The sequence below is a fragment of the Novosphingobium decolorationis genome, from assembly GCF_018417475.1.
GTDB lineage: Bacteria > Pseudomonadota > Alphaproteobacteria > Sphingomonadales > Sphingomonadaceae > Novosphingobium > Novosphingobium decolorationis.
This window is the reverse complement of the sequence record NZ_CP054856.1, coordinates 1,210,952-1,231,178: the sequence shown is the minus strand read 5'-3', so window position 1 is coordinate 1,231,178 and position 20,227 is coordinate 1,210,952. Positions and strand designations below refer to the sequence as shown.

16 protein-coding genes and 1 pseudogene are annotated in these 20,227 nt (G+C 66.0%); 4 read left to right on the top strand and 13 right to left on the bottom strand.

Annotated features, from left to right (window positions below):
• Positions 1-99: 99 nt before the first annotated feature.
• Positions 100-570: an Lrp/AsnC family transcriptional regulator gene (locus HT578_RS05590; RefSeq protein WP_039392622.1), complete on the bottom strand. Its 471-nt coding sequence runs from the start codon at positions 568-570 to the stop codon at positions 100-102.
• 98 nt (positions 571-668) lie between these two features.
• On the opposite strand from HT578_RS05590, the gene putA reads away from it, so the two are divergent.
• Complete coding sequence (gene putA, locus HT578_RS05585) at positions 669-4,307, top strand: bifunctional proline dehydrogenase/L-glutamate gamma-semialdehyde dehydrogenase PutA (RefSeq protein WP_213502584.1); 3,639 nt, start codon at positions 669-671, stop codon at positions 4,305-4,307.
• A gap of 83 nt (positions 4,308-4,390) precedes the next feature.
• Here the strand turns inward: putA and HT578_RS05580 are convergent, their stop codons facing one another.
• From HT578_RS05580 to istA, 3 genes and pseudogenes are all read right to left on the bottom strand, one after another.
• On the bottom strand, positions 4,391-5,599 hold the full coding sequence (locus HT578_RS05580; protein WP_213502582.1) for an MFS transporter: 1,209 nt from the start codon (positions 5,597-5,599) through the stop codon (positions 4,391-4,393).
• Positions 5,600-5,778: 179 nt separating this feature from the next.
• Complete coding sequence (istB, locus tag HT578_RS05575; protein WP_213502580.1) at positions 5,779-6,636, bottom strand: IS21-like element helper ATPase IstB; 858 nt, start codon at positions 6,634-6,636, stop codon at positions 5,779-5,781.
• A pseudogene (gene istA, locus HT578_RS05570) lies at positions 6,633-8,134 on the bottom strand (IS21 family transposase). Before istA ends, istB begins: the two are co-directional and overlap by 4 nt.
• A 498-nt stretch (positions 8,135-8,632) precedes the next feature.
• Here istA and HT578_RS05565 point away from each other — a divergent pair.
• Positions 8,633-8,863: a hypothetical protein gene (locus HT578_RS05565; RefSeq protein ID WP_213502568.1), complete on the top strand. Its 231-nt coding sequence runs from the start codon at positions 8,633-8,635 to the stop codon at positions 8,861-8,863.
• A 76-nt stretch (positions 8,864-8,939) separates the two neighbouring features.
• On the opposite strand, the gene HT578_RS05560 is transcribed toward HT578_RS05565, so the two are convergent.
• The 7 genes from HT578_RS05560 to HT578_RS22135 form a co-directional block, all read right to left on the bottom strand.
• Positions 8,940-9,752 carry a phosphoadenylyl-sulfate reductase gene (locus tag HT578_RS05560; protein ID WP_213502566.1) on the bottom strand — a complete coding sequence of 271 codons (813 nt, stop codon included), beginning with the start codon at positions 9,750-9,752 and terminating at the stop codon, positions 8,940-8,942.
• A gap of 28 nt (positions 9,753-9,780) precedes the next feature.
• Complete coding sequence (locus HT578_RS05555; protein WP_039392627.1) at positions 9,781-10,215, bottom strand: DUF934 domain-containing protein; 435 nt, start codon at positions 10,213-10,215, stop codon at positions 9,781-9,783.
• Entirely contained in the window at positions 10,208-11,842 is a 1,635-nt protein-coding gene (locus tag HT578_RS05550; RefSeq protein ID WP_213502564.1) for a nitrite/sulfite reductase, read from the bottom strand. Before HT578_RS05550 ends, HT578_RS05555 begins: the two co-directional genes overlap by 8 nt.
• A complete protein-coding gene (locus HT578_RS05545; RefSeq protein ID WP_039392630.1) occupies positions 11,842-12,138 on the bottom strand; it encodes a DUF2849 domain-containing protein in 297 nt (98 codons plus the stop codon). Before HT578_RS05545 ends, HT578_RS05550 begins: the two co-directional genes overlap by 1 nt.
• Positions 12,135-12,935: a uroporphyrinogen-III C-methyltransferase gene (cobA, locus tag HT578_RS05540; protein WP_039394937.1), complete on the bottom strand. Its 801-nt coding sequence runs from the start codon at positions 12,933-12,935 to the stop codon at positions 12,135-12,137. Before cobA ends, HT578_RS05545 begins: the two co-directional genes overlap by 4 nt.
• 170 nt (positions 12,936-13,105) lie before the next feature.
• Entirely contained in the window at positions 13,106-15,388 is a 2,283-nt protein-coding gene (locus tag HT578_RS05535; RefSeq protein WP_239026501.1) for a putative bifunctional diguanylate cyclase/phosphodiesterase, read from the bottom strand.
• A 129-nt stretch (positions 15,389-15,517) separates the two neighbouring features.
• Positions 15,518-15,949: an MHYT domain-containing protein gene (locus HT578_RS22135; RefSeq protein ID WP_239026500.1), complete on the bottom strand. Its 432-nt coding sequence runs from the start codon at positions 15,947-15,949 to the stop codon at positions 15,518-15,520.
• 232 nt (positions 15,950-16,181) lie between these two features.
• Between HT578_RS22135 and HT578_RS05530 the strand changes: the two genes are divergently transcribed.
• Together HT578_RS05530 and HT578_RS05525 are read left to right on the top strand one after the other, a co-directional pair.
• On the top strand, positions 16,182-16,859 hold the full coding sequence (locus HT578_RS05530) for a helix-turn-helix domain-containing protein (protein ID WP_039392631.1): 678 nt from the start codon (positions 16,182-16,184) through the stop codon (positions 16,857-16,859).
• A gap of 17 nt (positions 16,860-16,876) precedes the next feature.
• A complete protein-coding gene (locus HT578_RS05525; protein ID WP_052322410.1) occupies positions 16,877-17,830 on the top strand; it encodes a GGDEF domain-containing protein in 954 nt (317 codons plus the stop codon).
• 49 nt (positions 17,831-17,879) lie between these two features.
• On the opposite strand, the gene HT578_RS05520 is transcribed toward HT578_RS05525, so the two are convergent.
• Positions 17,880-18,938 (bottom strand): mechanosensitive ion channel family protein, encoded by a 1,059-nt coding sequence (locus HT578_RS05520; RefSeq protein WP_422394388.1) that lies wholly within the window; start codon positions 18,936-18,938, stop codon positions 17,880-17,882.
• A gap of 32 nt (positions 18,939-18,970) precedes the next feature.
• Positions 18,971-20,197, bottom strand: a complete 1,227-nt coding sequence (gene metC, locus HT578_RS05515; RefSeq protein ID WP_213502562.1) for a cystathionine beta-lyase — start codon at positions 20,195-20,197, stop codon at positions 18,971-18,973.
• Positions 20,198-20,227 lie beyond the last annotated feature (30 nt).

The window sequence follows — 20,227 nt, the reverse complement described above, 5'->3', positions numbered from 1 at the left end:
TCGGGCAGGCGTTTGGCGCTGCCGGGACCTGGGGTGGCGCGTGTCTGGCCGCAGGAGACGTGCGCAGGCGGACCCGATTCGCGCACAGGGGGGTGTGGGCTACCCGTGCACTTCCTTTACCGCTTCCATGACCACGAAGGTCGAGGTCGTCGCCACGTGGGGGAGATTGGTGATCTTCTCGCCCATGACCTTGCGATAGCGGCGCATGTCGAGCGTGCGCACCTTGAGCAGGTAGTCGAAGCTGCCCGCGATCATGTGGCACTCCTCCACCTCAGGGATACGCCGCACCGCCTCGTTGAAGTCCGTGAGCGCCTTCTCGTGCGTGCTGGCAAGGCCGATCTCGACAAAGGCGATGTGATCGAGGCCCAGGGTCGCGGGATCGACGACGGCCTGGAAGCCGCGAATCACACCGCTGTCGATCAGGCGTCGCATGCGGATCTGGCAGGGCGTTTTCGAGATGCCGACCTCGCGCGCCAGATCGGTGACGGTTTTGCGCCCATCTGCACGCAATACCGAGATAATCCGGCGATCCACCTCATCCAAATCGCCTGCAAACGTTTTTCTGACCATCCAAATCGCCCAAGATGAAACTAAACTTTAGCCCAGACGCTTTGGAAATAGACGCCGAAAAGGCAGACTGCCAACTGCAAAAAAGATAATCTGGGATCATGACCGCGACACAAACCAAGCACACGCCCTTCGCCTCCTTCGCCCCACCCGTGCGCGAGCCCAGCGCCTTGCGACGTGCGGTCACCGGAGCCTGCCGACGCGAGGAGGGCGAAGCGATGGCCCCCTTGATCGAGGCGGCGAGCTTCCCCGGTGAAATGCGCGATTCCATCCGCAAGACCGCGGCCGACCTGGTTGAGATGCTGCGCGCCAAGCAGAAGCAGCAGGCCAAGCTGGGCGGCGTCGACGCGCTGATGTACGAGTACTCGCTCTCCAGCTTGGAGGGCGTGGCGCTGATGTGTCTGGCCGAAGCGCTGCTGCGCATTCCCGACGACGACACGCGCGACGCTCTGATCCGCGACAAGATCGGCAAGGGCCAGTGGCACGAGCATATGGGCGGGGATCGTTCGCTCTTCGTCAACGCGGCAACCTGGGGGCTGGTCGTGGCGGGCAAGCTCTATGGCGGGATCGACGGCAGCGTTGATGACCAGGGCCTTGGCCGTGCGCTCAACCGCCTGATCGGCCGCGCCGGTGAGCCGGTCGTGCGTCGCGGTGTCGACATCGCCATGCGCATGATGGGGGAGCAGTTCGTCACCGGGCAGACCATCGCCAAGGCGATCAAGCGCGCCAGGGAGCTCGAAGCCAAGGGCTTCCGCTACAGCTACGACATGCTGGGTGAGGCCGCGGTCACGGCCAAGGCGGCCGAGGACTACTACGAGGATTACGAGAACGCGATCCACGCCATCGGTGCGGCGGGCAAGGGGAAGGGCGTCTACAAGGGCCCCGGTATCTCGATCAAGCTCTCCGCGCTCCACCCGCGCTACATGCGCACGAAGGCGGGCCGTGCGGTCGACGAACTGCTCCCGCGCGTCAAGGAACTGGCGCTTCTCGCCAAGGGCTACGACATCGGCTTCAACATCGATGCCGAAGAAGCGGACCGTCTTGAGCTTTCGATGGACCTTCTGGAATCGCTGGCGCTCGACAAGGACCTGGCCGGCTGGAATGGCCTTGGCTTCGTGGTCCAGGCTTATGGCAAGCGCTGCCCGCAGGTGATCGACTGGCTGATCGACTTGGGCAAGCGCGCGGACCGGCGCATCATGGTGCGCCTCGTCAAGGGCGCCTACTGGGACGCCGAGATCAAGCGCGCACAGGTCGACGGGCAGTCCGACTTCCCGGTCTTCACCCGCAAGCGCCATACCGACGTCGCCTACATCGCTTCGGCCCGCAAGCTGCTCGCCGCGCCGGACGAGATCTATCCGCAGTTCGCGACCCACAACGCGCAGACGCTCTCGACCATCTACCACATGGCGAACCCGGAGACCTTCACGGTCGAGCAGTACGAGTTCCAGTGCCTTCACGGCATGGGCGAGGCGCTCTATTCGCACGTCGTTTCCAAGGACAACCTGGCGCGTCCCTGCCGCATCTATGCGCCGGTCGGCACGCATGAGACGCTGCTGGCCTACCTCGTGCGGCGCCTGCTGGAGAACGGGGCGAACTCCTCGTTCGTCAACCGCATCGCCGATCCCAAGGTGGATGTCGCGACGCTGGTCGATGACCCGGTGGAATCGCTTCTCGAACTCGACGATCCGGCGGGCAAGCACGACAAGATCGACCTCCCGAGCGAGATCTATCCCGACCGCGCGAACTCGGCCGGGCTCGACCTTGCCGACGATGCGGTGCTGGCCGATCTCACCATCAAGCTCGCCGGAACGGTCTCCCACCCCTGGCAGGCCGCGGCCGATGGCGCCGAGGGAGAGGGCAAGGACGTCATCAACCCGGCCGACCACGACGATGTCGTGGGCACGGTGATCGAGACCCCGGCCGAAATGGCCGAGGCCGCGATGAAGCGCGCGGCGGCGAGCGAATGGGCCAACACCCCCGTTGCCGAGCGCGCCGCCATCCTCGAGCGCGCCGCGAAGGTCATGCAGGACGAGATGCCCGTGCTCATGGGCCTTGCCATGCGCGAGGCGGGCAAGTCGGCGGCCAACGCCATTGCCGAAGTGCGCGAGGCGATCGACTTCCTCCACTACTACGCCCTGCAGTCGCGCCAGACGTTCGGCGCCGCGCAGGTGCCGCTGGGGCCGGTGGTCTGCATCAGCCCCTGGAACTTCCCGATGGCGATCTTCACAGGGCAGGTCGCGGCCGCGCTGGTTGCGGGCAACACCGTGCTTGCCAAGCCTGCCGAGGAAACTCCGCTGATCGCGGCCGAAGCCGTGCGTATCCTGCACCAGGCGGGCATTCCGGGCGACGCACTCCAGCTCCTGCCCGGCGATGGCTCCATCGGTGCCGCGCTGATCGAGCAGCCGCAAGTGGCCGGCGTCATGTTCACCGGCTCCACCGAAGTGGCGCGCCTGATCCAGAAGCAGCTTTCGAGCCGTCTTTCGGATGACGGCCACCCGATCCCGCTGATCGCGGAGACTGGCGGCCAGAACGCGATGATCGTGGATTCCACCTCGCTTGCCGAGCAGGTGGTGGGCGATGTCATCATCTCGGCCTTCGACAGCGCGGGCCAGCGCTGTTCGGCGCTGCGCATCCTGTGCCTGCAGGACGAGATCGCCAGCAACACGCTGAATATGCTGAAGGGCGCGCTGGCCGAACTGGAAGTCGGCAACCCGGATCGTCTTTCGGTCGATGTGGGCCCTGTCATCACGCAGGAAGCGCGCGACAAGATCAACGAGCACATCGAGACGATGCGCTCGCGCGGTCACACGATCCACCAGGTCGATCTGGGCGAGGACTGCGCCAAGGGTACCTACGTTGCGCCCACGATCATCGAGATCGACAGCGTCGAGGACGTGGAGCAGGAGGTCTTCGGGCCGGTCCTTCATGTCCTGCGCTTCAAGCGCCGGAACCTCGACGCGCTGATCGATTCGATCAACGCGACCGGCTATGGCCTGACCTTTGGTCTTCACACCCGCATGGACGGGACCGTGGCGCACGTCCTCTCGCGCATCCGCACGGGCAACCGCTACGTCAACCGCAACCAGGTCGGCGCCATCGTCGGCGTCCAGCCCTTCGGTGGGCGGGGCATGTCGGGCACCGGTCCCAAGGCGGGCGGCCCCTTGTACCTCGGGCGCCTCGTGCGTCAGGCGCCGCTGGTCCTGCCGCCCTCGGGCGTGCGCATGCCGCTCGTCGACGAGTTTGTCGGCTGGCTCGCCAAGAAGGAGTGGTTCGAAGGCGCCGCCCAGGCCCGCGCGATCCATACCGCAAGCCGCCTTGGTGTGCAGATGGAACTGCCCGGCCCTGTGGGTGAGCGCAACGAATACGCGCTCCATCCGCGTGGGCGCATCCTGCTGCGGCCCAAGACCCGCTCGGGGCTCGTGCGCATGATGGCGCTGGTGCTGGCCACCGGAAACACCGCGAGCGTCGAGGGCATGGACCTTCCCGAAGGTCTGCCCGACAGCATCGCGGCCGCCTTCAAGCCCGAGCCGGATGAGCCGCTGGCCGTCTGCCTTGTCGAAGGCGGCAAGGACGCGCTGCTCAAGGCCTGCGCCGACATGGCCGAGCGTCCCGGGCCGATCGTGCCTGTCCACGCCGCGGGCCGTCCGGGGCCGGGGCTTGCCTGGCTGCTTGAGGAAGTGTCGGTCTCGATCAACACCACGGCGGCAGGCGGCAACGCCAGCCTGATGATGATCGACTGATCGTCTTTGCCACGATGAATGAAAAAGGGGCCGGGAAGCATTGCTTCCCGGCCCCTTTTACGTGGTCTCTGGTGAGCCCCCGCTCAGGCCATGGCGAGCGCGGCCTGGCGCTGGTCGCGGCGGTAGAGCGCGAGCGTGACGAGGTAGACGGCAAGGCCGCCAAGCGAGAGCACCGCACCGATCCAGCCTGTGGAGGGAAGGCCGAGACCCGCCGTGATGGCAAGGCCCCCCAGCCAGGGGCCGAGCGCGTTGGCGGTGTTGAACGCACTGTGGTGCGCGGCCGCGGCCAGAGCCTGCGCGTCGCCCGCCACGTCCATCAGGCGCGTCTGGAGGATCGTGCCGAGGCCGCCGCCAAAGCCGATGAGCAGGACGTCGATGGCGAGCAGCCAGACGTTCTTGACCACGAGCGGGAACAGGGCGAGGGCAATCGCGACCCACACGAAGGCGATGATCGCGGCGCGGTCCTGGTCGCGGTCGGCGAGCCAGGCCCAGAACAGGTTGCCCGCCGTCATGCCCACGCCATAGACCGCGAGGACCACGGGGACGAGCGTTTCGGGCGTCTTCGTCACCTCGATCATGGTCGAGGCGAGGTAGGTGTAGACGCAAAACATGCCGCCAAAGCCGATCACGCCGGTCAGCAGCGTGAGCAGCACCTGCGGGCGCTTGAAGGCGCCCAGTTCGCGTAAAGGACTGGCGTCGGGATCGGCACCGTGGCGCGGCGCGTAAAGCGCGACGAGCGCCATCGTGGCCATCGCGAGGAACGCGACGATGCCAAAGCCATAGCGCCAGCCCACGATCTGGCCGAGCAGGTTGGCCGCGGGCACGCCGATGATGGTGGCGATGGTCAGGCCCAGGAACACCTTGGCGACGGCCTGTGCGCGCTTCTTGGCTGGCACGAGCGAGGCCGCGACGAGGGCGGCGACGCCGAAGAAGGCGCCATGGGGGAGCCCGGCGAGGAAGCGGAAAAGGAGCAGCGTCGAATAGCTCGAGGCCATGGCGCTCAGCGCGTTGCCGACCGCGAAGATCGCCATGAGGCCGATCAGCATGGTGCGGCGCGACAGGCGCGCGCCCAGCACCGAGAAGATCGGCGCACCGACCACGACGCCCAGCGCATACATGCTGATCGCGTGGCCCGCCTGCGGGTCGGTCAGGCCAAGGTCGCGCGCGAAATAGGGGAGGAGGCTCATCGCGGCGAACTCGGTGGTGCCGATGGCAAAGGCACCCACGGCAAGCGCGAGAATGACGAGAGCCGGGTGAACCGGCTGGGAGGGGGGCAAGGTCTGTACGGTCATGTTGCGCCGCAATATAGGGCAAAGTCGGCTTTGGCTGGAGGGGGAAACCTTGCGGTTTGTGCGGGTGAATGCTGCAAATGGCGCAAGTGCCCGCGTGTGTAGCGCGACAAACAGGATGAGGATTGCGCGTCAATCAGGATGAGAATGTGATTGTCGCGGCGCGTCATTCAGTGCCGATTTTAATTGTCGCTGGCAAGGACCTCGTTCTCATCCTGATTGTCGCGGATGGTCTCGAGGACTTTCGGAGTGGTGTAGGCGGCAGGACGTCCAGCCCCGGTGCGGCGGGCCTGAGCCGTGCGCCGGCGATAACTTTCGACGTTCATCTCGAAGATCGTGGCGTGATGCACGAGCCTGTCGACCGCAGCGAGCGTCATTGCCGGGTCCGGGAAGACGCGATTCCATTCACCGAAGGGCTGGTTGGCGGTGATGAGCAAGGATCTGCGCTCGTATCGGGCACTGATCAGTTCGAAGAGGACGGAGGTTTCCGCCTGATCGCGTGAGACGTAGGCAAAGTCGTCGAGAATGAGCAGATGATATTTGTCGAGCTTGGCGATTGCGGATTCCAGCGTCAGTTCGCGGCGAGCGACCTGCAGACGCTGGACGAGGTCAGAGGTGCGGGAGAACAGCACTCGCCAGCCATTTTCCACCAACGCCAGGCCGATCGCCGCCGCCAGATGGCTTTTGCCGCCGCCTGGCGGGCCGAACAGGATGAGATTGGAACCCTGGTCGAGCCAGCCATCGCCGGCGCACAGGGCCATGACCTGGGCCTTGGAGATCATCGGCACGGCCTCGAACGCAAAGCAGTCCAACGTCTTGCCTGCCGGCAGGTGGGCTTCAGCCAGATGACGCCCGATCCGGCGGCGATCGCGTTCGGCGAGTTCATGTTCGGCAAGGGCTGCAAGGAACCGGCTCGCGGGCCATCCTTCCTTGTCCGCACGGGCCGCAAAATCTCCCCAGATATGCTTGATGGTTGGCAAGCGCAGTTCATTGAGCATCAGGCCCAGGCGCTGTGCGTCGATCATAGGAGCCGTGCTCATGCCGCTTCTCCCTGTTCGATCAGCCCGTCGTAGATCGAGAGCGAGACCATCTCGACCACGACTTCGGGCAAAGTGGCGGGATCGGGGCTGAAGCGGGCCCGTAGTGCCGACAGGCATGGGGTCCTGCGGATTGCGGTCCTCCTCCGAGGATATGGGCGAGCTCCGCCTCGCAGGCGCGCTCGTGGGCCATGGCCAGAAGCTCGACCATGATCCGGCAGGCTTCTTTCTCGCCCACAGCTTCCAGCAAGTGCTCGAACATGAGGCGGTAGGGCGCGCGGGGGAACAGGCTGTCACGATAGACCAATCCCCGTAGCGCCATCGGCTTGCGCCGCAGGGAATGAATGACATGGCGATAATCGACGACGTGGCCGTGCTTACCGTTCACACCGGCGCGGCCGCGCTGCAGGGTCATGAGCCTTGCCGCCGATGAAGACATCGAGACGGTCGTCGTAAAGGCGCACGCGCAGGCGATGTCCGATCAGGCGCGAGGGGACCGTGTAGAACACCTTGCGCAGAGTGAAGCCGCCCGAGGACGTCACCGTCACGAGGACTTCCTCGTAATCGGTAGTCCGTGCGTTCGGGAGGGATTGCAGCGCCTTGCGCTCAGCATCGATGCCGGGACCGTGGCGCCGGTTCCTTGCGGTCACGACTTCGTCGATGAAGCGGCGATAAGCGGCAAGGTCGGTGAAGTCGGTGGTCCCGCGCAATAACAGCGCGTCCTTGACTGCAGCCTTGATATGGCCGTGGGCGCTCTCGATCGCACCGTTCTCGTGGGCAATGCCTGTGTTGTTGCGCGTCGGCTCCATTCCATAATGGGCGCATAGGGCGTCATAGCGCTTGGTCAGGTCGGCCTTCGCATCTGCGTCCAGGTTGCGGAAGGCGGCCGACAAGCTGTCGGTACGGTGGAGCCTGGGCGCTCCGCCAGCAGACCAGAGCGCATTCTGCAGCCCTTCGGCGGGGCGACGAAACTCTCGCCGCCCAGAATGACGTGCCCATGTTCAAAGCCACCGCAAGGCAGGCGGAAGTGATAGAGCAAGTGATCCAAGGGGGCCCCGGCGATGGCGACGTCCAGATCGTTCATGCACGTAAAATCGGACATGCCGAGCCGTCCCGGTTCATGAACCTGCCTGAAGATGACTTCCCGATCCTGGCCGTTCAGAGCGCGCCAGTCGCGAATACGCCTCTCCAGGGTTCGTCGTGAGCCGAACTCGGTATCCGGGTACCGGCGGCGCAGTTCCTCGAAGATCGCGACAGGACGAAGACCGGGGGCGGCCTCCAGCATCGGCACGACGACTTCTTCGAAAATGCCTGATAGCGGATCAGGCCGCCGTCGGCCGCGCGGCGCCTGTCGCTGAGAAGGCAGGCGCGCATCCTGCAGCACCCGGTAGCCTGTCGCCGGGCTGAAACCGGCCTTGGCCGCCGCCAGGGCGACGGGATCGTTACGTCTGTGGGTCATGAAAAGTCTCACCTGATGATCGTTGATGTGTCGGCCCGCCACACGTCAGGTCCTCCTCCCTAGGAAAACCCAATGCATAGCGACCACCACGACCATCACAGGCACCCTTCAAAAGGCGCCCCCTGCGTTCCGGCATCGGCTACGGGCTACGCCCTTCGCCAATCCCGGAACGCAAGATTCTCATCTTGTTTGTCGCGCTTTCTCAACCTGAATGTCGCGCGACACGCGTGGCAGGTGCAAGTGCGATATGTTCGCGGGGCGTGGCTCGGGCGCGTGTCCGCCCACGGCTTGCGCCAGCTCGGGGTACGGGAAAGGAGGTGGCGAGGGCGGCCGCTCTCGCCATCCAGTATATGTGAAATTGTCCGTTAGACCGCGCTTGCGGGCGCACGGTGCTTCTGGCGGGAGCGCACAGTCGCGGCTAAGGAAGGCGTCCCGCCGGGCAAGTTGCTCCGGCGCGCGGTACTAGGGGAAATTTCAATGGGTGACGTGCGTATCAGTGTGCGGCCGGCACGTTCGGCAAACGCACAGAATCTTCTCTTGATGGTCGATGGTCAGATCCTCGATCTGGGCGAGGAGGAGGCGGCCGCAAGCCTGAAGCCGGGCGAGCATACGGTCTCGGCGATCCTGACCCGCAAGGACGGGGAGAGCGGCCCGGTCAGCGGCGAGGTCACGCTCCAGTCCGAAAACGGGGACGTGATCGACACGTTGCAGGTCGAAGTCGCCGACTGGGGCGAGATCAACCAGGTCAAGAAGACCATCCGCATCGGCTGACACGGCCCGGCGGCACGAAAAAAGGGGCGAGCCCAGGCCGGGCTCGCCCCTTTCTCATGTTCTGCGCGGCTGTTCTTCAGAACACCGGGTCGAAGCCGGGCGGCAGATCGCTGGCGGGGCCATTGCCCTCCTCGCCGGGCTTGTGGATGCCGCACTCGGTCTTGTCCCAGCCCCTCCAGCGGCCCGAGCGTGGGTCTTCCCCCGGCGCGACCTTGCTGGTGCAGGGCATGCAGCCGATCGAGGGATAGCCCTGTGCCACCAGTGGGTGGGGCGGCAGGTCGAATTCCTGGATGTAGGCCTCGAGCCGTTCGGGGGTCCAGTCGATCAGCGGGTTGATCTTGAGGCGGCCCTGCTCGTCGGTCGTGTCGATCTCGAAGCGGGGCAGGGTCTTGCGGGTGGACGACTGGAAGGCCTTGCGGCCCGTGATCGTCGCATCGAAGCCTGCGAGGGCCTTGGCCAGCGGCTTGACCTTGCGGATCTCGCAGCAGCCATCGGGATCGTAGGACCAGCGAAGGCCGCTCTCGTCCTTCTTGGCCAGTTCCTCTTCGTCGGGCGTCAGGTTGACGAGGTTCTTGAGGCCGAGGCGCTCCACGAGGTCGTCGCGGTAGGCGAGCGTCTCGGGGAAGTGCTTGCCCGTTTCCAGGAAAAGCACCGGCAGGTTCGGATCGATCCGGCTGACGAGGTGGAGGAGCACCGCGCTTTCCGCGCCGAAACTCGACACCTGCGCCACGTCGCCCGCCATGCCTTCCTTGAGCAGCGTCTCAAGCATCTCGCTCGTGTCGGTGCCGCGAAAGAGGCGGTTGAGGCGCACCGCGTCGGCCTCGACGAAGCGAGGGCCGGTCTCGATGCGGTCGCGGATGCGGCCTTGGGTGTCGTTCTGTTCGGTCATCGGGTGCTCCCTCCTGACAGCGGGGGTCTTACGCCGGGTGGCGCTTGGCCCAGATCGGCGCACGGCCATCGACGACCGTTGCCTGGTACACATTCTCCCAGCGCGCGAAGGCGGCTTCGGCATCGCGGGTGTTGAGCGGCTTTTCGGGTGCGAAGGCATCGAATCCGCAGCGGCGCATGTGGTGCAGCATGTCGATCACCAGATCGCCGGTGGCGCGCAGTTCGCCGGTGTAGCCCGCCTCGCGCAGGATGCGCGCGGAGGAGTAGCCGCGCCCGTCGGTCCAGGCCGGGAAGGCCACCTCGACCAGCGCGAGCCGGTCAAGCGCGGGCAGGAGGTCGCGGGCATCGTCGCTGGGCTCGATGCGCACGGCGGTGGCGTTGGACTGCTCGGTGAAGGCGCTGACCGTCACGGCGGGGTCATTGACCGCTTCGTCGTCGCGGAAGCGGAACTGTACATCAACCATAGATTGCCTCCTTGAACGGGGCCATGCCGATACGGCGGTAGGTGTCGAGGAAGCGCTCATCGCCCTGCTTGTTGGCAAGGTAGACGTCGATGGCCTTTTCGGTGGCGTCGACCACTCCGTCCTCGTCGAAGCCGGGGCCGGTGATCTTGGCGAGCGAGGTGTCCGCCCCTTCCGATCCGCCGAGCAGGAGCTGGTAGTTCTCCTTACCCTTCTTGTCGACGCCGAGGATGCCGATGTGGCCCGCGTGGTGGTGTCCGCAGGCGTTGATGCAGCCCGAGATCTTGAGCTTGAGTTCGCCGATCTCGGCCTGACGCTCGGCGCTGCCGAAGCGCTCGGAGATCTTCTGCGCGACGGGAATCGAGCGTGCGTTGGCAAGGCTGCAGTAGTCGAGGCCCGGGCAGGCGATGATGTCGCCCACGGTGTCGAGGTTGGGCGTCGAGAGGTCGGCCTTCTCCAGCTTCTGCCACAGCGCGTAGAGATCGCTCTTCTTCACGTGCGGGAAGACGATGTTCTGGGCGTGGGTGACGCGCAGTTCATCGAAGCTGTAATCCTTCGCCAGGTCGGCCATCAGGCGGATCTGGTCACTCGTCGCGTCGCCGGGAATGCCGCCGATGGGCTTGAGCGAGACATTCGCGATGACATAGCCGGGCGCCTTGTGGGCGTAAGTGTTGCGCTCCACCCAGAGGCGGAAGTCGGGATCGGAAAGGTCCAGCTCGTCCGACAGGCCGGTCTCGAAGGCGGGGTCGAAGAACATCGCCTGGATGCGCTCCAGCTCGGCGAGCGGCGGCTCGATCGGCTGGGAGAGCAGGTGCGCGAATTCGGCGTCCACTTCCTTCGAGTAGGCCTCAAGGCCCAGTTCGTGGACGAGGATCTTGATGCGCGCCTTGTACTTGTTGTCGCGGCGGCCGTAGCGGTTGTAGACGCGCACGCAGGCCTCGGCATAGGTGACCATCTGGTCGATGGGCACGAAGTCCTTGATCTTCTTGGCCACGAACGGCGTACGGCCCATGCCGCCACCCACGTAGAACTCGGCGCCGACCTCGCCCGCCTCGTTCCTGACGAGGTTGATGCCGATGTCGTGCAGGCGCATTGCGGCGCGGTCGATCTCGCTGGCGATGACCGCGATCTTGAACTTGCGCGGCAGGACCAGGAATTCGGGGTGGAAGCTCGACCACTGGCGCAGCAGCTCGGCGTAGGGACGCGGGTCGACGACTTCGTCGGCCGACGCGCCCGCGTACTGGTCCGAGGAGATGTTGCGGATGCAGTTGCCGCTGGTCTGGATGGCGTGCATCTCGACCTTGGCAAGATCCGCCAGCGCGTCGGGCGTGTCTTCCAGCTTGATCCAGTTGTACTGGATGTTGGTGCGCGTGGTGAAGTGCCCGTAGCCGCGGTCGTACTTGTCCGCGATATCGCCCAGCACCTTCATCTGCGCCGAGTTCATCGTGCCATAGGGCACGGCGACGCGCAGCATGTAGGCGTGGAGCTGGAGGTACAGGCCGTTCTGCAGGCGCAGCGGCTTGAACTGGTCCTCGGTCAGCTCACCGGCAAGGCGGCGGCGCACCTGGTCGCGGAATTCCGCGACGCGCGTGTCGACCATCTGCTGGTCGTATTCGTCGTACTTGTACATCAGATCACCCAGTTCACGGCGTTGGCGTCGGCGGGCTTCACCGTCAGGTCCAGGCGGACCGTCGGGCCAAAGGCGCGGATGCGCTCCTTGATGTGCGCAGGGCGCACGCCCTGTTCGTCCTTCTCGGCGTCGATCACGTAGGCCGAGACGGCGTTCTGCGCGCCTTCCTCGCGCGCGATGACCTTGGCGCCATCGTCCCCCACATCAGCGGCCTCATTGACATCGAGCGACCAGCCCACGCCGGTCCACCAGATGACGGCCCCGCTCTTGAGGTCATTTGCGGTCACGATCTTCACTGCTCTGCCTCCAGCGCCATGGCGCGAATGGTATGGTCGGCAAGGCCGCCCTCGATGCGGGCAACCTCGCCGATAACGATGAGAGCCGGGCTCTTGACGGCGTGGTCGGCGACCAGTTCGGCAAGTCCGGCAAGAGGGGCGCGCAGGACGCGCATGTCGGAACGGGTCGCCTTCTCGATGACGGCGACGGGAACATCGGGCGCAAGGCCATCGCCCATCAGCTTCTCGCTGATCTGCGCGGCGGTGGCGAGGCCCATGAAGATCACCAGCGTGCGGCCCTTGCCGGCAAGACCCGACCAGTCCTGTTCGGAGAGGCCCTTGCACTGGCCCGCGACGAAGCTGACGATCGAGGCGTGGTCGCGATGGGTGAGCGGGATCTGGCTGGCCGCCGAGGCGCCGAGCGCGGAGGAGATGCCCGGCACGACCTGCACCGGGACACCGGCTGCGCGGCAGGCTTCGGCTTCCTCGCCGCCCCGGCCGAACACGAAGGGATCGCCGCCCTTGAGGCGCACCACGTCCTGACCGCCAAGGGCTTCGGCGACGAGCAGGGCGTTGATGTCCTCCTGCTTCATGGTGTGGCGCGAACGGCTCTTGGCGACCGAGACGAGGCGGGCGCTCGGGCGCGCCATCTCGAGAATGCGCGGATCGACGAGGCCATCGTGGACGATGAGCGCGGCACCCATCACCAGCCGCGCGGCGCGCAGCGTGAGCAGGTCGGGATCGCCGGGACCGGCGCCGACCAGGTGGACGGTGCCGACAGGCCCCGCGTGGCCAGGAAGAGCGGAATGAACGGTCATGTTTCCCGACATGGCCAGCTTGCGAAGGCGATGCCAGCCAGAATGCCTTGGGCGTGCCCAAAGGCATCTTTAGTGCCCCTTGAAAAGGGCCGTTTCCGGGGCCTTGCAGCCTGGGTGCGGCCTGGGTGCGGCCTGGGTGCAGCCTCGGCGCCGGGCGCGGTGTCCTGTCCTCAGGCGGCGTCCAGAGGTGTCGCTGTGATGAGCGGGCCGTGGGGGCTCTCGCCGGAGGAAAGGCTGCCTTGGGCCACAAGCCGGCTTGGCGCATGGCCGGGCCGGCCCAGGAAATAGCCCTGGGCTTCGTGGCAGCCCTCGTTGACGAGAAGGTCGAGATGGCCTGCGGTCTCTACCCCTTCGGCCAGGACCGGGATCTGCAGCGACTGGCCGAGCCCGAGCACCGCGCGGATGATGGCCTGAGCCTGCTCGTTGCTGTCGGACTGGAGCAGGAACGACTTGTCGATCTTGATCTTGTCGAACGGGAAGGACTGCAGGGTGTCGAGCGAGGAATAGCCGGTGCCGAAGTCGTCCATGGCAATGGCGACGCCCAGGGCCTTGATCTGGCGCAGGTTGTGCAGGGCCCGAGCCTTGTCCGAGATGATCGAGGTTTCGGTGATCTCGAGTTCGAGGCGCCTTGGCGGCAGGCCGGTTTCGAGCAGGATGCGGGTGACCGTCTGGGCGATGTCGGGCTGGACCAGCTGGATGCCTGAGAGGTTGACCGCGATGCGCAGGTCGTTGTCCCAGAGGGTGGCCTCCAGGCAGGCCTGGCGCAGCACCCATTCGCCGATGGGCAGGATGATGCCGGCTTCCTCGGCGATGGGGATGAATTCGACCGGCGAGACCAGGCCGCGGGTCGGGTGATGCCAGCGCAGGAGGGCCTCGTAGCCCGAAAGCTCTCCGCCCTGGAGGTAGCACTGCGGCTGGTAGAGCAGCTCCAACTCGTCCCGCTCGACGGCCTGGCGCAGGTCACTGGCGAGCTTGCGCCGCGCCCGCGCGCTTTCGTCCATGCTCGGCTCGTAGAAGCACACGTTCTCGCCGATCTGGCCCTTGGCGCGGTACATCGCGAGGTCCGCGTTGTTGAGCAGTGTCTCGCGGTCGATGCCGTCATCCGGGAACGTCGAAACGCCGATGCTGGCGCCGAAATGAAGGGTCTGGCCTTCGTGCTCGATCGGCTCGGCAAAGCAGCGTTCGAGGCGGCGCAGGAACTCGGTGAGCTGGGTGTTCGTGGTGTAGATCTTGCCGGCGCCGAATTCGTCGCCGCCCAGCCGCGCGGCAAACTCGCCGTCGGCGAGGGTCTCGCTGAGCCTGCGGGCGATTTCGGCAAGGACGATATCGCCCCAGGCGTGGCCGAAGCTGTCGTTGATGTCCTTGAACCGGTTGAGGTCGAACACCGCGATGGCCAGCTTGCGCCCATGGTGGCGGGCGGTCGCGATCGATTCCTCCAGCCAGAGGTTGAGGCGGGTCCGGTTGGGCAGCCCGGTGAGCCCGTCGTGCAGCGCCATGTGCTCGATGCGCGCCTCGGACTTGCGCTGGTTGGTGATGTCATCGAAGGTCGAGACCCAGCCCCCGTCGGGCAAGAGGCGGCTGGCTATCGAGACGATGAAGTTGTCTGAATATTCGGCCATGACCGGGGACAGGCTGGGGTCGCGCAGGCTCATCTGGACGAGGTCGCGGGTCGTTTCCAGGTGATCGGGCACAAGCGACTGGCCAAGGCCGGAGGCGCGCGCGGCCTGGATCACCTCGTCCTGTGACATGCCGATCCGAAGGTCCTCCGGACCAAGGTCGTACATTTCCAGGAAGCGGGTGTTGAAGAGCGCCAGGCGTTCCTCGGCATCGAACAGGCACAGGCCCTGGTGCATGTGGTCGAGTGCGGCGTCGCGCTGCACGCCGATCGCGTTGATGCGGTCCTGCGCTTCCTTGTGCTGGGTGACGTCGCGGGTGATCTTGGCAAAGCCGATCGCCCGGCCTTTCTCGTCCTTGAGCAATTCGATCGTGACCTGCGCCCAGAAGCGCGTGCCGTCGCGGCGCATGCGCCAGCCTTCACCCGTGAACTTGCCAGTGCTCGCGGCAATCCCCAGGGCGCGTTCGGGAAGGCCGGCTTCGCGGTCTTCGGGGGTGTAGAAGCTGCCCAGTTGGCGGCCCAGGGCCTCTTCGCGGGTGTAGCCCTTGAGACGCTCTGCGCCTGCGTTCCAGCTGGCGACCCGGCCCTTGAGATCGAGAATGTAGAGCGCGTAGTCCGAGATGCCCTTGACCAGCAGGGTGAACTGGCGCTCGCTGGCGCGGATCACGGCCTCGGTCTTGCGCACGAGGATGACCACGGTGATGGCCAGTCCGACCAGGCCCATCGAGATCACGCTGACCGCGAAGGCCATGGCGCGCGGAGAGATGAAGTTGGTGTGGACGGGCAGGTTGGCAGGGATCACCGCAAGGCCGGTCATGCCGATGAAGTGCAGGGCCACGACGGACAGCGCGAGAAGCGCCGCAGCGCCCGCGAAGCTGACGTTGCCGTGGCGCTTGAGGCCGAGGTGAAAGGCGGGGAAGAGGGGGAGTACCGAGGCCAGGATCGAGGCGACGATATAGGTCCCGTCCTAGGTGATGCGGGCCGGCAGTTCGAGGCCCAGCATGCCGCAGTAGTGCATCGCGCTGACGCCGCTCCCGCACAGGATGGCGCCCAGCGTGATCGATGCCGTGTTGGGACGTCCCGTGTGCATCACGGTGGCGTAGGCCAGCGTGGACGTGACCACGACCAGGACAAGCGAAAGCAGCGTCAGGAAGGTGTCGTAGCCCATGATCACCCCCGGCGCGTAGCCGAGCATGGCGATGAAGTGCGTGGCCCAGATCCCGAAGCCCGACGAGACCCCGGCAAGGGCAATCCAGTTGAGGCGTTCGCGCCGCGTCGCCTCGCGGGCGTGACGCAGCAGCAGGACCGTGGTCGCGGCGGAGAGAATACAGATCAATCCGGCCACGATCACGAAGCGCACTTCATGCTGGTCCTGGATGCAGGAAAGAATCGCTAACACGAAAGATGCGCCCCAATTGTTTGCAGCGTACCTAGGGGCGTGCTGGTTACAGGATTGTAAACGTTGAATGCGCATGTAACGCTTCGGTTCCGCGTAGGCCGCAAGGGTGCAGGGCTTTGGGTGCTTTGCGGGTTCACCGGGTTAGCTGCCCTGCATGCAATTTCAGGGCCTCGCTAACGGAATCTTTACCCCGATGCGCCAGTGCTTCACCCCTTAGTGGAGTACCGTGACCTTGGCCATTGCCGCTCATTTCGATACCGTCGAGGACCCATCGGGGCTGGCGCGCGCGCAGCGTCGGCGCCTGTTCCTGGAAACCCGTGGTAAGCTGCCGTCCGGAAGCGAGGCGCAGGTCGCCATCCACAATTTCAGCGAGACCGGCGCGCTGCTGGAGACCGAGGAGAACCTCGAGATCGGCGAGACGCTCGAGATTGCCCTGCCCGAAGTGGGCGCGCTGCCCGCGCGCGTGATCTGGTCGAGCGGCCGGCTCTACGGCTGCGCCTTTCTCGGCCCGGTCCCTGAAAGCGCGCTGAGCGCGGTCGAACTGCGCAGCGCCATCCAGCTCCAGACCGGCGTTCTGCCGGCCCATCCCGCGCCCGAGACCACGGTCGGCGGGGAGAGCTTGGGCGAGCGCATCCACCGCCTGCGCAAGCTGCGCGGATTGACCCAGGGCGAACTTGCCAATCAGCTGGGCGTCAGCAAGCCGACCGTGTGGGCCTGGGAGCAGGGCCGGGCGCGCCCCATCGAGGAGCGCATGAGCGGGATTGCCGATGCCCTGGGCGTCCCCGTCGATGATCTGCGCCCCGACCGTTTCACACCGGGGCTCGCCGAACTCATCGCGCGCTGCCGCGAACAGATCGCGAGCGCTGTCGAGACCGCACCGGAAAAGGTGCGGATCATGATCGAACTCTAGGTAGCCGGGCGCAGGCGGTGATCGAGAAGCTCAATCTCCAGGAAGGTGTCGCGCTCTATCGGCTTTTGGCCGATGGCAGCGGGGACATCGTCGTCAAGACCGATCTCAAGGGGTACATCGTCGATGCCTCCCCCGCGATTGCGCAGCTCGGCTTCGATGTCGGCACCAATGCGCATGTCGGTGTACACCTGCTCGATCTCGTCGGCGAGGAGGGCAAGTCGCAGGTCGCCCACGCCCATGGGAGCGCGGTTGCAGGCGGCGAGGACGGGGCCTGGATCGAGGTTGCCGCGCACACCCCCGACCAGCGCGAAAGCTGGTACCGCTTCCGGGCGCGGGCCCTGCGCGACGAAAGCGGCGAGGTCTACGGCGCGATCAGCCTGATGCGCAGCATCGACGAGCAGCGCGAGCTGCGCGACCAGCTCTTCGCGGCGACCTACACCGATACGTTGACGCGCCTGACCAACCGGTCCGCGTTCGTCTCGATGCTCGAGCACATGCTGGGCAGCGAGATGAAGGGGTGCCTTGGCCTTTTCAGCCTCGACTTCTTCCGCTCGATCAACATGAAGTACGGCCAGCATACCGGCGATGCGGTGCTGCGCGTCTTCGCCGACCTGCTGCGCGAGATGCTGCGCGGCGATGACATCATCTCGCGGATCGGCTCGGAGCGCTTTGCCGTGCTCCTTCCGCGCACCACCGCCGAACAGGCCGAAGCGATCTGCTCGCGCGTAGTGACAACGCTGGCCGAGCGCCGTCAGAAGGTGGGCGAATGTGAATTCGCGATCACCGCCAGCGCGGGCGTCGCGCAGATCTCGGACGACCTCGATTCGACGATGGAGCGTGCCGAGATGGCGCTCTTCACCGCCAAGGCCAAGGGCCGCAACCGCCTTGAGATGGAGCGCCGCGACCTGCCGCGCTTCGTCGCCGCCCCCTCCGCCACCGGGCAGATGCACAACCGCCGCCACGACGACTGAACCGCCCCTGCGCGCGAAGCGCAATCGCCCGAGGGCGTCAGCTTGAGGCTCAGCGCCCCTCGCGGCCGCGCAGGGCCTCGACCAGATCGCGCAGCGCCTCGTTGGTGCGCAGGTTGATGTCGCGCTGGGGGAAGGGGATCTCGATGCCTTCCTCCTGGAACTTGTGCCACAGGGTCTTGAGGACCTCCGAGCGCACGTTGCCGATGCCTTCCTCGGGGTCGGTGATCCAGCAGTGGATGATGAAGTTCACCGAGCTGTCGCCGTAGGATTCCAGCCACGCGGTCGGCGGCGGGGCATCGAGGACGCGCTTCACCGAGCGGGCCGCTTCCAGCATCAGCTTCTCCGCACGGTCGATGTCGGAATTGTAGGAAATCCCGACCGGCACCTGGATGCGCACGTTGCGGCTGGAATAGGACCAGTTCTCGACCTGATTGATCATCAGGTTCTCGTTCGGGATCAGGTATTCCTTCTGGTCGCGCGTGGTCAGCGAGACCGCGCGGATGCCGATCCGGCGGATCTGCCCGAACGTGGAATTGCCCGCCTGGTCGGTGATCGCGATGACATCGCCTGGCTTGATCGACTTGTCCATGAGCAGGATGATGCCAGCGATCAGGTTGCCGAAGGTCTTTTGCAGGCCAAAGCCGATGGCCAGGCCGAACGCGCCCGAGAAGACGGTGAGCGCGGTGAGGTCGATCCCCAGCACGTCGATCCCGACAAGGATGGCAATGCCCCAGATGAGCAGGCTCAGCCCCTTCTCGATGAGGAGGCGCTGGGTCATGTCGAGCCGCGTCGCGCTGCTCAGCACCCGGTGCGAGAGTTTGCTTGTCATCCAGGCAATCGAGATGACGAGCGCCATGACGATGGCCACCACGGCCAGGTCCCAGAGCGAGAGGCGCGTGGAGCCGACCTCGATCGCGATGGCATCGAGTGTGTTGATGAAGCCGCCGATCGTGTTCGAGTGCGAGGCGACCGCATCGCGCAGGCCGTCCGCGCCCGCCAGTGGCTGTTCGACGTATTGGGTGACGGTGGGCGTCGGGGCGGGCGCGGTGAGGGCTTCGCCAGTGGCTTCGGGGTCGGGGCTCTCGCCCGCGGCCATCTCGTTCGCCATCATTGCGGCGGCCGCCAGTGCGGCAGTGACGTTCATGCGCCCTTCCAGGCGGCAAGCGCCTGTTCGATGTCGGCGATGAGATCGTCGGGATCCTCCAGGCCGATGGCGAGGCGCACGCCGTGCCGGTCGGCGGCTGCGTCGTTGGCGCTGACCGGGGGCCAGGGCATGACCGAGCGCGCGCTCTTGGGCTGGATCGGGAGCGCCAGGCTTTCATAGCCGCCCCACGAGAAGCCGATCCCGAACAGCTGGAGCGCGTCGACGAAGCGGTTGCGGTCCTCCATCGTGCCGCCCCGGAAGACGAAGCTGAAGAGGCCGCAGCCGCCGGTGAAATCGCGGGCCCAGACATCGTGGCCGGGCGCACCGGGCAGCATCGGGCACAGGACCTGCGCCACTTCTGCGCGCTCTTGCAGGAACTGCGCGATCTTGAGGGCGCTGGCCGCTTCCTGGCGCAGGCGCAGGCTCAGCGTGCGAAGACCCCGCAGGGCCAGCGCCGCGTCGTCGGGAGAGACGACATTGCCCAGCTGCTGCGCGCGCTTGCGCAGCGCTTCGTAGAGTTCGGGGCCCGCGCTCGCAGAGCCCATCATCAGGTCCGAGTGCCCACCCACGTGCTTGGTGAGCGCCATCAGCGAAATGTCGATGCCCTTTTCCAGGGCCGCAAAGCCGAGCGGGCTCGCCCAGGTGTTGTCGAGCACCGAGATCGCACCCTTTTCGCGCGCGATGCGGGCCAGTTGGGGCAAGTCGCACATCTCCATGGAGAGGCTGCCCGGCGCTTCCAGCAGGACGGCGCGGGTCTTTTCGCAGAAGGCTGCGGTGTAGGCCTCGATATCGAGCGGGTCGAAGAAGCGCGTCTCCACCCCGAAATCGGCGAGGAGCCCGGTGCCCATCGAACGCGAGGGGTCGTAGGCGTTGTCGCTGATGAGCAGCACGTCGCCGGGTTTGAGCAGCGTGAGCAGCACGCCCGAGATCGCCGCGACACCCGAGGGGTAGATGACCGTTCCGGCCGCCCCCGGTTCAAGCTGGGTCAGCGCCTCGCACAAGGCCCACTGCGTCGGGCTGCCGCGACGGCCGTAGAAGAAGCGTCCGTCCTCATTGTACTGGCTGCCCCGTGCGAGCGCGGCGGTGTCCTCGTAAAGGTGGGTCGAGGCGCGCCAGACTGGCGGGTTGACGACGGCGCCTGTCCATTCCTTGCGCCGTCCCGCACCCACGACCCGGGTGGCCGTGCGCGTGGTCTTCAGATCCGTGCTGTCGCTCAAGTTCAACTCCGCGCCTCGCTTGGGGAGGCTTCGTGT